Source organism: Humitalea sp. 24SJ18S-53 (assembly GCF_050632385.1).
Taxonomy (GTDB): Bacteria; Pseudomonadota; Alphaproteobacteria; order Acetobacterales; family Acetobacteraceae; genus Humitalea.
The window spans coordinates 2,320,058-2,332,616 of record NZ_CP192599.1 but is presented as its reverse complement, the minus strand read 5'-3'; the positions used below and the strand labels follow the sequence as shown (position 1 = coordinate 2,332,616).

The window sequence follows — 12,559 nt, the reverse complement described above, 5'->3', positions numbered from 1 at the left end:
ATTCCTGCACGGGCAGGCGTTGCCAGGTTGTAGACTCACAATCAGATAACGTGTGGCGGGGGAGTTCCAGACGGTTAAACTGGGTCATGACCATAACGCTCTATGACCTTAGTGTGCCCACGTTTCTGCAAACCATCCGAGCGGTATCAGGTTTCCTCAACCGCGCCGCGAAGCATTGCGCCGAGACCGGTGTCGATCCGGACGATTTCGTCCACGCCCGCCTCCATCCCGACATGGCGCCTTTCCATTTCCAGATCGAAACCCTGAGGAATCATGCCGTGTGGGGGCTGGAGGCGGTGAGGACGGGCGTATTCGCTCCACCGCCCCTGGCGGGAGCGATACCATTCACCGACCTACGGGCCATGGTCAGCCAGGCGGTAACGACGCTGGAGGCGTTAACCCCCGAAGAGGTCAATAGCTGGTCCGGCAAGGACCTGGATATTGATGTCTTCCGACCGGTTGACGAGGAAAACGCCTCCAGTTCGGCTTGGGGCCCTCGGACCCTGGCTTTCACGCCCGAGACCTTCCTCCTCTCGTACTCGCTGCCCAACTTCTATTTCCACGCCGTCACGGCCTACGACATCCTGCGCACACGGGGCGTGCCGATCGGAAAGGGTGACTACGAGGGCCGATTGCGCACGAGGACTGCCTAGCCCGTAGGTTCTGACGCCATCGGGTCGCAGCGCGCAACCTCAGTCGCAATGAGGCGAGTTTGACCGTGGCGGGTTGCGATGCGTCGGACCTGTTTGAGCTTGCTGAAGAAGCGTTCGACCTGATTGCGCTCGCGGTAGAGCGTCTTGCTGAAGCAGGGCTTCCATGAGACCCGGGACGGCGAGCGCGACGCCGTGGGGTTCACCATTCTTCGCGCGCAGGCGACGGTTGGGGCATCGCGCGGGGGAGAAATCCACGTCTCTCCCGAGGGGGCGGAAAACGTGTTTCACTGCGACCTCGACGGCAGCGTCCCGTACCGAACTGTACAGCGCGCCGCTGGATTGGGGGGCCACTTCGCATCGAGATGGACTTCGCCAAGCCGTTCATCGCCGACGACCCGGCGCTCGACGCGGCACTTGCCGGGATCATGCGCTGCGCGCTCGGCCCAGGCGGCGCGCCGGGGCAGGTCTGGCCGACGCCTGAACAACATCAAACACGATGACATACGATACAAAACAGACCAGCTCGCAGGGAGCGCCCGCCCATCCCGGCACCTGTCATCGGACCTATCGCACGGAAAATACTTGCATTTTAACAAGTGTTCCCGTTATGTTTCCATCATCCGCCGAGATATGAGGAGCCGCCCCATTTCGACCGTCTCTCCCCCTTCCGATCCGCCCCGGAATGCCAAGCGGAGAGGCGCGCGGGATTTGTCCGAAAGCGGCATCCGCGTGGTTTTTCGGGGGCTTGCGGATGGGGTGGCGGCTATTTGTCCGAAAGCCGCATTCTCCAGGTTTTTCCTCGCTTTTTTGCTGCTGCCCGGGCTCGCCTGGGCGCAGCCATCACGCGACTGGGCCGCCGCCCGCAGCCCCTCCGCCCCGCCGTCAAGAATCATCGGATCGCATACCAACGGCTGCATCGCGGGCGCGGTGGCGCTACCGCAGGAAGGCCCGGGCTTCCTCGTCGTCCGCCCTTCCCGCAACCGCTACTACGGCCACCCGACCCTGACCGCCTTCGTCACCGGCTTTGCCGGCCGCGCCCAGGCGGCGGGGTTTCAGCCGCTGTGGATCGGCGACCTCGGCCAACCCCGCGGCGGGCCCCTGCCCTTCGGCCATTCCAGCCACCAGATCGGGCTCGACGCCGATATCTGGCTCGACCTCGGCCCCAAATCCGCCGAGCGGGAACGGATCGACACCCCCTCCCTCGTCCTGCCGGGCGAGACCGCCGTCGATCCCGACCGCTTCACCCCGCGCCACGCCGCCCTGATCCGCCTGGCCGCCGAAAGCCCCGGCGTCGAGCGCATCTTCGTCAACTTCACCATCAAACGCGCCCTCTGCGGCCCCCACCGTGGCGAGGCCTGGATGCGCCGAGTCCGCCCCTGGTATGGCCACGACAGCCATATGCATGTGCGCCTCGGCTGCCCCGCCGGATCGCCCGACTGCATCGCGCAATCCCCCGTCCCCGCCGGCGACGGCTGCGATGCGGGGCTGGACTGGTGGTTCTCGGCCGAGGCGCGTCGTCCCGCGCCCCGCCCGCCCGGCCCGCCGCCACGACTGCCGGCGGCCTGTGCCTCCGTGCTTATTGGGCGGTGACGCCAGCCGCCCGCATGATCGGCTCCCACCGGGCCGTCTCCGTCGCGACATACACCCGCGCCTCGGCCGGCGTGCCACCGACGAGGCGTTCGGCACCAAGCCCCGCCAGCCGCGCCGCCAATTCGGTATCGGCCAGGGTCGTGGCGATGCTGGCGGCGATGCGGTCCTGGATCGGCGTGGGTGTCGCGGCGGGCGCCATCACCGCCTGCCAGACCACCATGGTCGCATCGGGGAATCCGGCCTCGGCCACGGTCGGCACATCGGGCGCCACGGCGCTACGCCGGGGGCTGCTGACTGCCAGCGCCCGCGCCTGCCCGCCCCGCGCCGTGGCGAAGGCGGTCAGGCCGGCGTCATACAGCATCGCGATCCGCCCGGCCGCGAGGTCCAAGGTCGCGGGCGAGCCACCACGATACGGCACCTCGATCATCTGCGTGTTCGACGCACGCAGGAACAGCAGCGCCGCCAGTTGCAGCGCGCCACCACCACCCGTGGTGCCGTATTCGAACTTGCCCGGCTCCGCCCGCAGCGCGGCCACGAAACCCTGGATGGTGTCGGGCATCCGGTTCGCGGCCAACAGCACCATCGGGCTTTCCGCGACGATGGAAATGGGAGCCAGGTCTTGCACTGGGTCATAGGTCAGCCGCGGGTAGATCGCCCGCAGCACGGCATGGCCGATGTTGGTGAAGAGCAAGGTCTGCCCATCGGGGGCGGCACGCGCCACGGCCTCGGCGCCGATATTGCCGCCGGCGCCGGTACGGTTCTCGACCAGGATGCGATGCGGCAGCCGGGCCGACATGCCCTCTGCCAGCACGCGGGCGATGACATCGGTCGCGCCCCCGGCGGCATAGGGCACCACCAGCCGGACCGGCTGGCTTGGCCAAGTCTGGGCCAGGGCCGGGCCGGCGAGCAGGCACAGGGCGACAAGGCTTCTCTTGAACATGGGCGGTTCCTCCAAGGAGGAACGCTACATCGCCTTGGCCGCCATACGCGATGCCGACAGCGCGATCCGTCGCATGGCGTTTTCCGAGGGCCGATCATCCACGGCGGCGGGTTGCGGCGGCAGGCTCTCGGCCAGATGGCAGGCGACCACATGCCCCGGCGCGATCGCCCGCAGCGGCGGCACGTCGGTGGCGCAGCGCGCCTCGGCAAAACCGCAGCGCGGGTGAAAGGGGCAGCCGGCGGGCGGGTTGATCGGGCTGGGCGGATCGCCCGGCGGCGGCGACAACCGACCGCGCCCTGCCGGGTCCGGCCGTGGGATCGCGGCCAGCAGGGCGCGCGTATAGGGATGGCTGGGTGCCGCGAAGAGCGAGCGCTTGTCGGCCTGCTCCACGATCCGGCCGAGGTACATCACCGCCACCCGGTCGGCCATGTGCCGCACCACGGCCAGGTCATGCGCGATGAACAGATAGGCCAGGCCAAACCGCGCCTGCAGGTCCTTCAGCAGGTTCACCACCTGCGCCTGGATCGAGACATCCAGCGCGCTCACCGGCTCGTCGCAGACCACCAGGTCGGGACCCGCCGCCAGCGCGCGGGCGATGCCGATGCGCTGGCGCTGGCCGCCGCTGAACTCGTGCGGGAAGCGTTCGGCGTGGAAGGGCGACAACCCCACCAGCGACAGCAGTTCCGCGACCCGGGCGCGCCGCGACGCGGCATCGCCGATGCCATGGACGAGCAACGGTTCTTCCAGCGTCTCGGCGATGCTGTGGCGCGGGTTCAGGCTGGCATAGGGGTCCTGGAACACGATCTGCGCCCGGCGCCGCATGGCCCGCAGCGTCTTGGCGGGGGCCTTGGTGATATCGGCGCCATCGAAATGCAGGGTGCCGGCACTGGGTTCGATCAGCCGCAAGGCCAGCCGCGCCGTAGTGGATTTGCCGCAGCCGCTTTCGCCGACCAGGGCCAGGGTCTCGCCACGTGCCAGCCGGAAGGAGACACCATCGACGGCGCGCACAACGCCGCCCCGCGTGGAAAAATGCTTGGCGATGCCGTTCAGTTCCAGGATCGTCATAGCGGCGCCAAGAGGCACGCAGCCTCATGCCCCGGCGCCAGCATCGCCAGCGGAGGTGGCGCGGTCTCGCAGGCGGCTTCGGCGAAGGCGCAGCGCGGCGCAAAGCGGCAGCCGCGCGGCCAGGCGAAGGCGGGCGGCACGCTGCCCTCGATGGTCGGCAGGCGGGCGACTTCCAGGTCCATGCGCGGGATGCTGCCGAGCAAGCCGATCGTATACGGGTGCTGCGGGTCAGCGAAAAGTTCGGTGGCGGTGGTCCGTTCCACCACGCGCCCGGCATACATCACCGCGACCTCATCGGCGGTTTCCGCGACCACGCCGAGGTCGTGGGTGATCAGGATCATGCCCATCCCCGTCTCGGCCTGGATGTCGCGCAGGAGGTCGAGGATCTGGGCCTGCACCGTCACGTCCAGCGCGGTGGTGGGTTCGTCGGCGATCAGCAGGCGCGGGCGGCAGGCCAGGGCCATGGCGATCATCACGCGCTGGCGCATGCCGCCGGACAGGCGGTGAGGATGATCCTCGAACCGCCGTTCCGGGCTGGGGATGCGCACGCGCGCCAGGGCCGCGATGGCGGCATCGCGCAGGTCGCGGGCCGACAGGCTGCGGTCATGGGCGCGCATCGCCTCCATGATCTGGTCGCCGATGGTGTGGACGGGGTTCAGGCTGGTCATGGGTTCCTGAAAAACCATCGCCAGTCGCGACCCACGCACCGCCCGCATCTTCGCGGGCGAGAGGGTGAGCAGGTCCTCGCCCTCCAGCAGCACGCGTCCCGCGGCGATGCGGCCCGGGCGCGGCAGCAGGCGCATCAGCGACAGGGCCAGCGCCGACTTGCCACAGCCGCTTTCGCCGACGACGGCGAGGGTCTTCCCCGCTTCGACCGACAGATCAACGCCATCCACAGCGGGCACGGCACCCTGGCGGGTGTCGAAGACGCTGCGCAGACCCTCGACGCGCAGCAGTGTCACAGGCTGCGGAAGGTCGGTGGGCTGACCTTGTCCACCGGGCGATGCGCCCAGTCCTGCTGCGGCGCCTTGCCCAGCACGCGCTTCTGGGCCTCGTGAAGGTGTTCGGCCGCCTGGCGGTAATCCATGGTGAGGACTTCGCCATTGCGGACGACTTCGCGGCCATCGACGTAGACGTTCGTCAGCGCCCTTTCGCCGGCGGCGTAGATCAGGCTGCGCATCGGGTCCCGCGCCGGGCGCATCTGCGGATGGGTGGTGTCGACCAGCACGAGGTCGGCGCGGCAACCCGGGGCCAGGCGGCCGATGTCGTCGCGGCCCAGGGCCTTGGCACCGCCGATGGTCGCGGCCTCGAACAAATCGGTCGCGGTCAGGGTGCGGGGATCGCTGGCCTGGGTGCGGGCGAGGTAGGCGACCAGGCGCATCTCATCCAGCATGTTGTGCGGATAGGTATCGGTGCCGATGCCCATGTTCACGCCAGCACGCTTGTAGCGGCCAAAATCCTTCAGCGTGATGCCGCGCCGGGCAAACACCGTCGGGCAATGCGCGACCGTCGTGCCGGTCGCAGCCAGGCGCGACAGGTCGGTCGTGGTGTGCCAGCGGGTCGAGGGATGGTCGTCGAGGAAGATGCCATGCCCGATGATGCTGCGGTCCGTCAGCAGGCCCATGCTGTCGAGCCAGCCGATCGGGGTCATCCCGTGGCGGCGGGTGATCTCGTGGAACTCGACCACCGACTGCGCGGCATGGATCTGCCAGGAGATATTGCGACGGGTCGCTTCCTGGTGGCTTTCCTTCAGCAGTTGCGGCGCGCAGGTGTCGATCTGCGCCGGCACGACCATGCCGAACAACCGGCCGCTTTCATGCTGCTGGGCGCGTTCGATCAGCGACAGGGCCTCGGCCATCGCCTTTTCGCCGGCGGCCTCATCCCATTCGTATTCGACGACATGGCCATTCTTGGTGAACCAGCGCGCCGACTTGAACATCGGCGCGATGCAGACGCGCATCCCGGATTCGCCCAGCAGGTCGAGCCAGCCGGGATGCGCCATCGACAGGTCGGCCAGGGTGGTCACGCCCGACAGCAGCAGTTCCGACAGCGCGACGCGGACGCAATGCGGCACAGCCTCCGCATCGGCGCGGAAGATCGGCATGTATTCGTAGAGCGAGGAATTATACAGGCCGGGACTGCCGATCTCATCGATCAGCCCCTTGTTCAGCGGTTCGCTGGACGGGTGGGAATGGATATTCACCAGCCCCGGCATGACCATCCGCCCCGCGCCGGGGATGATGGTGTCGGCCGTGCCTTCATAGCCACGGCCCACAAACGTCAGCGTGCCGTCGGTGAAGGCCACATCCGCGTCGCGCATGTAGGCGTGGGATCCCGTCGAGGAATCCCACGCGACGACCATCTCGGCATTCTTGATGAGGGTCGTCGCCATGGTCAGCGCACCACCCGCAGGTCGAGCAGCTTGTACATGCCGACGCCGTACAAGCCATGAGCACGCGCCCCGGTCACCCGGTTGCTGGCGCCGATATACAATTGCTCACGCGCCGTGGTGATCCAGACATTCGCCTCGGCCAGTTGGCGCTGCACATTGGCCAGGGCGGTCGCGCGCTGGGCGGGATCGGTGGCGCTGCGCGACGTCGCGAGCCAGGCATCGGTCTCGCGGCTGTTCCAGTTCATCCGGTTGGGCGAAGGCCGCTGCGTGGACTGGAAATACAGGTTCAGCGCATCGCCCGCCGAGAAATACGGATAGGACAGGAAGACCGCGCCGAATTCCTGCGTGGACATGCGGCCCCAGGCCACGGTCGCGTCGAACAACTGGATCTGCATCTCGACGCCGACGCGGCGCAGCGCCTGCTGCATGATCTCGGACTGGCGCTGGTTGTCGAGGTTGTTGATGCCATAGACGAGGAAGGACGCGCGCACGCCATCCTTCACCCGCACGCCATCGGGGCCCATGCGCCAGCCGGCTTCGTCGAGCAGGCGCATCGCGCCCGGCGGGTCGAAGCCCGGCACCAGCGCATCGGAGGCCGCGTCATAATCCAGCGCCACGGGGTTGATGATATTGACCGCCGCCGTCGCATGGCCCGACCAGATCGCGCGGACCATCGCCGGCTTGTTGATCGCCATGGCCATCGCGCGCCGCGCCTGCGGGTCGCTGACGAAGGGCTTGTCGACCTTGAAGGCCATGTAGAAATCCCAGAGGTAGTTCGGCTGGGTCGTGACCGACACGCTGGGCACCCGGCGCAATTGGTCGATCGCCACGGTCGGGATGTATTGCGTGGCGTCGCCGGCGCCCGTCTGCAGCGCGGCGAGGCGCGCCGTCGGCTCGGGGATCACGCGCCAGATGACGCGCTCGACCTGCGCGGGACCCCGGTTCTCGTAGATCGGCGGACCCCAGCGATAGGTCGGGTGGCGCTGCAGCACGACATCCTGGCGCGGCGTCCAGGAGACCCAGCAATACGGCCCGGTGCCGTTGAAGCCCTGCACACCAAAATTGTCGCCCAGGCGTTCCACCGTCGCGCGATCGACGATGGAGGCGAAGAACAAGGTCAATTGCGACAGGAGTTCGGAGAAGGGTTCGTTCAACTCGTATTCGACGGTATGCGGGCCGGTCGCACGGATTTCCTTCACCGGCCCGGCGCGCCAGGCGACGGGGCTGCGGGTTGCCGGCGCGATCCAGCGGTTGATGGTGTAGACCACGTCTTCCGCGGTCATCGCCCGGCCGTCGCAGAAGGTGACGTCGGTGCGCAGGTGGAAGGTGTAGGTCTTGCCGTCGGGCGAAACCTCCCACCGCTCCGCCAGGCCCGGGCGGATGGTGCGCATGTCGTAGTCCATCGACACCAGCGTGTCCGACAGCATGTAGATGACTTCGCCGGCGCTGCGGGCGGTGCTGCGCGCGGGGTCGTAGCGATCGGCATCATATTCGCGCATCAGCACGGCGGTGTTGCGCGGGGTTTGCGCGACCGCGGGCAAGGCGACGGCCGCAAGGCACAAGGCAGTGAGAAGGCGTCGCATCGAAGGCGTCTCCATGGTCAGGAACGAAGTTTCGGATCAAGCGCGTCGCGCAGCGCATCGCCCAGCAGATTGCAGGCAAGCACGATGGCGAAGATGGCGAAGGAGGGAATCACGCTGATATGCGGCGCGAAGAACAGGAAGGTGCGGCCCTGCGCCGCCATGGCACCGAGTTCCGCAGTCGGCGCCTGCGCCCCCAGGCCGAGGAAGGACAGTGCCGAGCCAAGCAGGATCACCTGCCCCAGCCGCAGGGTGGCGAAGACCATCAGGGGCGCGATGCAATTGGGCGCGAGATGCCGGCGGATCAGCCGCCAGTCGCCCATGCCGGTGGCGCGGGCGGCCTCGATATAATCCTGCGCCATCACGACCAGCGCGGTGCTGCGCGCGATGCGTGCCATCAGCGGCACAGTCGCGACCGACAGCGCGATGACGACCGCGACCAGCCCCGGCCCAAAGATCGCCGCCAGCGCCAGGCCGAACAGGATCGCCGGGAAGGACAGCATCACATCCATCAGCCGCATCAGCAGCCCGTCCACGCGCGGCCAATAGGCGGCGACGAAGCCCACCGCGACGCCGATCACGCCACCGAAGGTCAGGGCCGTCAGCCCCATCGCCAAGGTCACCCGCAAGCCGTAGAGCAGCCGCGAGAGCATGTCCCGCCCCTGCCCGTCCGTGCCCAGCAGGTAATCGTCTCCGCCGGGCGGCTGCATCACCGCCATCAGGTCGGTTTCATAAGGGTCGACCGGCGCGAGCCAGGGCGCGAAGAGCGCGGCCAGTACGACCAGCAGCAGGAAAGCCGCACTGACCGCCGCCGCGGCGTCACGCAGCACCAAGCGCAGCACGGTCGGCCGTGCGACAAGGGCGGCGCTCATGCGCCGCGCACCCGTGGGTCGAGGATACCGTACAGCAAATCCACCGTCAGGTTCACCAGGATGAACCCGGCGGACAGCACGATGATGGTGCCCTGCGCCATCGGGAAGTCAGACGACGTGATCGCCCCGACCGCCAGCCGCCCGACCCCGGGCCAGGAGAACACCGTCTCCGTCACCACCGCGCCGCCGAGCAGAAAGCCGATCTGCAAGCCGATAAGCGTGACCACGGGGATCAGCGCGTTGCGCAGCGCATGGTGCAGCACGACGGCGGTTTCGGTCAGCCCCTTGGCCCGCGCGGTGCGGACGTGGTCGGCCGACAGGGTTTCCAGCACCGCCGTGCGGGTCATGCGCGCGACGGGGCCGACGAAGACGCCGCCCAGGGTGATGGCGGGCAGTGCCACGCCGCGCAGACCCTCGATCGTCCACAACGGCCCCTGGCGGCCGGTGAAGGGCAGCAACTGCCACTGGAAGCCGACGTACCAGATCAGCACCAACCCCAGGAAGAAGACCGGCACCGACACGCCGGCCACCGACAGCGCCATGATCGCGCGGTCGGTCCAGGTGCCGCGCAGATAGGCCGCGACCGTGCCCATGCCGATGCCCAGCGGGATCGACCAGATCAACGAGGCCGCCATCAGTTCCAAGGTCGGCCCGATGGTATTGCCGAGTTCCTGTGCGACCGAGACATTGTTGATGATCGACACGCCCAGGTCGCCCTGGACCAGCCGCCACATGTAGAGCCCGAACTGCACATGCAGCGGTTGGTCGAGCCCGAGGTCGCGGCGGATGGCCTCCACCACCTCCATCGACGCCATCGGGCCGGCACGCACGATGGCCGGGTCGGTCGGCACCACCTGCATCAGCAGGAAGCCGACCAGCACGACACCCAGCAGCACCGGCAATGCGAGTGCGATACGCCCAGCCGCATGGCGCAGCATCAGACGAAGGCCCCGTGGCGGTCGTGCAGCACGATGCCGCCGCGCAGGGTCAGGTCGCAGCCGGCCGCCAGGATCGCGTCGGGCTCGGCGGTCAGGAGGTCGGTGTCGAAGACGGCGATGTCGGCATCCATGCCGGGGGCCAGGGTGCCGCGCCGGTGTTCGGCGAAGCGCGCATGGGCGCCGCACCAGGTGTAGCAATGCAGAGCTTCCTCGGCCGTCAGCGCCTCCTCGGCCCCGATGACCGTGCCGCGATTGGTCTGGCGGGTCAGCATGGTGAAGAGGTTGATGAAGGGATCGACGGTCGAGACCGGGCAGTCGGAGGAAGCCGCGGGGTGGTGGCCTTCATCCAGCCAGGTCTTCATCGGGTAGGAGGCGGCGCTGCGCTCCGACCCCACGGTCTTCAGGTAGAGGTCGCCGAACTCGTACAGGAACACCGGCTGCGGCAGCGGCAGGATCTTGGCCGCCAGCATTCGGGCGCGCTGGCCGGGGGTGACGAAGCCGCAGTGTTCGATGCGATGGCGCGGGCGGGGGGCGGTCAGCGCCTCCATCCCCACCAGGACCTGTTCGATCGCGGCATCGCCGATGGCGTGGATGTTCAAGGCAAAACCGCGATCGTGCCAGCGCGCCAGCAACCCGTGCATGGTGGCGTCGGGGAAACAGAAGACGCCATGGCCGCCGGGGAGATAGGGATCGAAGAAGGCCGCTGTCAGCCCGCCCGCGCTGCCGTCGGCAAAGATCTTGGCGCCGCCAAAGGCCAGCATCGGGTCGGCGACATCGGCGCGCAGCCCGGCATCCCAGGCGGCATCGCCGATGCCTTCGGGGTTCGCGGCCAGGACCATCCACATGCGCTGCACCAGCCGGTCCTCGGCCAGGGCGCGGCGATAGGCGGCGATCTCGGAGATGCCCGCGATCATCCCGACATTCATGTCGGAGGCCGAGGCGAAGCCGTAGCGCGCGAGGTTGCGGCCCGCGGCCTCGATCGCCGCGACCATCGTCGCCTCATCCGGCACCGGGGCGCTGTCCAGGATCAGGCGCATGGCGCGTTCCTGGAACAACCCGGTCAGGCGGCCGGGGGCGCGTTCGATGACACCGCCCTCGGGGTCCGGCGTGTTGTGGCCGACGCCGGCCGCGCGCATCGCGGCGGTATTGGCGACGCCCATGTGACCGCATGTGCGCTTGATGAAGACGGGGTTGTTGGGGGCGGCCTGGTCCAACTCCTCGGCAGTGGGGTGGCGGCCGATGTCGAGGGCGGCGTGGTCATAGCCGCGCCCCAAAACCCAGGCGCCGGGTGCCGCGGCTTTTGCGGCGGCGGCGATGCGGGCCAGGACTTCATCCAAGGTGCGCACCTGTTCGGCGCGCAGGTTTACTTGGCTCAGCGCCAGCCCATAGGGCAGCAGGTGCATATGCGCCTCATCCAGCGCGGGCGTCGCCAGACGCCCCGCCAGATCGACGCGCCGGTCATCCGCACCGGCGGCATCGCGCGCCGCATCGCCAAGGGCGGCGATGCGGCCGTCACGCACAAGGATCGCATCGGTCAGAGGCAAGCCGCGCCCGGCAAAGACCTTACCGCCGTGCAGCAGCAAACCTGTTGTCATGCGCGCCAGTCGGTCCCCTGGCCCTCGATCAGGCGCAACGCGCTTTCCCAGGCCCATTCGTAGTGGTCGAGCACCGTCTCGCGGTTGAACTGGCCCGCGGTGCGCACCCGGACCTCCTCAGGCGGCAGCACCAGCTCGGCGCCACCGGACTGGGCCGCGATCTGCGCCTGGCAGGCGCGTTCCAGGTAGTAGATGTTGTTGAATGCCTCGGGGATCGTGCGCCCGGCGCAAAGAAGCCCGTGGTTGACGAGGATCATCGCGCGGTGTTCGCCGAGGTCGTGCACCAACCGGTCGCGTTCGTCGAGGTCGAGCGCCACGCCCTCATACCCATGATACGCCAGGTGGCCGTAGAACTTCAGCGCGTGCTGGCTGATCGGCAGCAGCCCCTGCTTCTGCGCGCTGACGGCGATGCCGGCGGCGGTGTGGGTATGGACGACGCAGGACAGGTCCTCACGCGCCATGTGGATCGCGGAATGGATGGTGAAGCCCGCGGCGTTGACGCGCTTGGATTCCGGCCCATCCTCGATGACGTTGCCGTGCAGGTCGATCTTCACGAGGTCCGACGCGCGCATCTCGTGGAACAGCACGCCATACTTGTTGATCAGGAAGTGGTGCTCGGGCCCCGGCACGCGGGCGCTGATGTGGGTGTAGATGAAGTCGGTCATGCGGAAATGCGCGACCAGCCGGTAAAGGGCCGCGAGGTCGCATCGGATACGCCATTCCTCGGCGGAAACGCCGCGCAGGGAGGCTGGGGGGCTGGCGAAGGTCATGGCATGCTCCGGGGCAAGATTGCGGCAAAGTCACGCCGTGGGGCCCGCGCGTCAACCGCTTGACGAGGCGTTCCTTCGCCTGCCGGCACAGTTCCTGCCCGCGCCTTGTGCATCAACGGTTGCGCGGGGGCCGCAATCGGCGGTCATATCCAGGGGCCGACGGA

General features: G+C 68.3%; 12 protein-coding genes. 3 read left to right on the top strand and 9 right to left on the bottom strand.

Translation table 11 applies throughout. The annotated features are described in order from the left end of the window. Positions 1–86: 86 nt before the first annotated feature. The 3 genes from ACQW02_RS11330 (at position 87) to mepA (ending at position 2,243) form a co-directional block, all read left to right on the top strand. Entirely contained in the window at positions 87–653 is a 567-nt protein-coding gene (locus ACQW02_RS11330; protein ID WP_431285350.1) for a DUF1993 domain-containing protein, read from the top strand. Between the two features lie 362 nt (positions 654–1,015). Then, the gene (locus ACQW02_RS11325) at positions 1,016–1,153 is read left to right on the top strand and encodes a hypothetical protein (protein ID WP_431285349.1); all 138 of its coding nucleotides are present in this window, start codon (positions 1,016–1,018) and stop codon (positions 1,151–1,153) included. A gap of 307 nt (positions 1,154–1,460) precedes the next feature. Continuing rightward, complete coding sequence (gene mepA, locus ACQW02_RS11320) at positions 1,461–2,243, top strand: penicillin-insensitive murein endopeptidase (protein ID WP_431285348.1); 783 nt, start codon at positions 1,461–1,463, stop codon at positions 2,241–2,243. On the opposite strand, the gene ACQW02_RS11315 is transcribed toward mepA, so the two are convergent. Genes ACQW02_RS11315 through ACQW02_RS11275 form a run of 9 tightly spaced genes read right to left on the bottom strand, consistent with a single transcriptional unit; the run spans position 2,230 to position 12,395 of the window. After that, positions 2,230–3,183 carry a Bug family tripartite tricarboxylate transporter substrate binding protein gene (locus tag ACQW02_RS11315; protein WP_431285347.1) on the bottom strand — a complete coding sequence of 318 codons (954 nt, stop codon included), beginning with the start codon at positions 3,181–3,183 and terminating at the stop codon, positions 2,230–2,232. The genes mepA and ACQW02_RS11315 overlap by 14 nt on opposite strands. Positions 3,184–3,207: 24 nt before the next feature. Next, the gene (locus ACQW02_RS11310) at positions 3,208–4,248 is read right to left on the bottom strand and encodes an ABC transporter ATP-binding protein (protein WP_431285346.1); all 1,041 of its coding nucleotides are present in this window, start codon (positions 4,246–4,248) and stop codon (positions 3,208–3,210) included. Next, complete coding sequence (locus ACQW02_RS11305; RefSeq protein ID WP_431285345.1) at positions 4,245–5,210, bottom strand: ABC transporter ATP-binding protein; 966 nt, start codon at positions 5,208–5,210, stop codon at positions 4,245–4,247. Before ACQW02_RS11305 ends, ACQW02_RS11310 begins: the two co-directional genes overlap by 4 nt. Continuing rightward, positions 5,207–6,640, bottom strand: coding sequence for an amidohydrolase family protein (locus ACQW02_RS11300; RefSeq protein WP_431285344.1), 1,434 nt, complete (start codon positions 6,638–6,640; stop codon positions 5,207–5,209). The genes ACQW02_RS11305 and ACQW02_RS11300 overlap by 4 nt, the downstream gene beginning before the upstream one ends. 2 nt (positions 6,641–6,642) lie before the next feature. After that, on the bottom strand, positions 6,643–8,223 hold the full coding sequence (locus ACQW02_RS11295; protein ID WP_431285343.1) for an ABC transporter substrate-binding protein: 1,581 nt from the start codon (positions 8,221–8,223) through the stop codon (positions 6,643–6,645). 17 nt (positions 8,224–8,240) lie between these two features. Continuing rightward, positions 8,241–9,092 (bottom strand): ABC transporter permease, encoded by an 852-nt coding sequence (locus ACQW02_RS11290; RefSeq protein ID WP_431285342.1) that lies wholly within the window; start codon positions 9,090–9,092, stop codon positions 8,241–8,243. Beyond that, on the bottom strand, positions 9,089–10,030 hold the full coding sequence (locus ACQW02_RS11285) for an ABC transporter permease (RefSeq protein ID WP_431285341.1): 942 nt from the start codon (positions 10,028–10,030) through the stop codon (positions 9,089–9,091). Before ACQW02_RS11285 ends, ACQW02_RS11290 begins: the two co-directional genes overlap by 4 nt. Continuing rightward, positions 10,030–11,625 (bottom strand): amidohydrolase, encoded by a 1,596-nt coding sequence (locus ACQW02_RS11280; RefSeq protein WP_431285340.1) that lies wholly within the window; start codon positions 11,623–11,625, stop codon positions 10,030–10,032. The genes ACQW02_RS11285 and ACQW02_RS11280 overlap by 1 nt, the downstream gene beginning before the upstream one ends. Continuing rightward, positions 11,622–12,395, bottom strand: coding sequence for a class II aldolase/adducin family protein (locus ACQW02_RS11275; protein ID WP_431285339.1), 774 nt, complete (start codon positions 12,393–12,395; stop codon positions 11,622–11,624). The genes ACQW02_RS11280 and ACQW02_RS11275 overlap by 4 nt, the downstream gene beginning before the upstream one ends. Positions 12,396–12,559 lie beyond the last annotated feature (164 nt).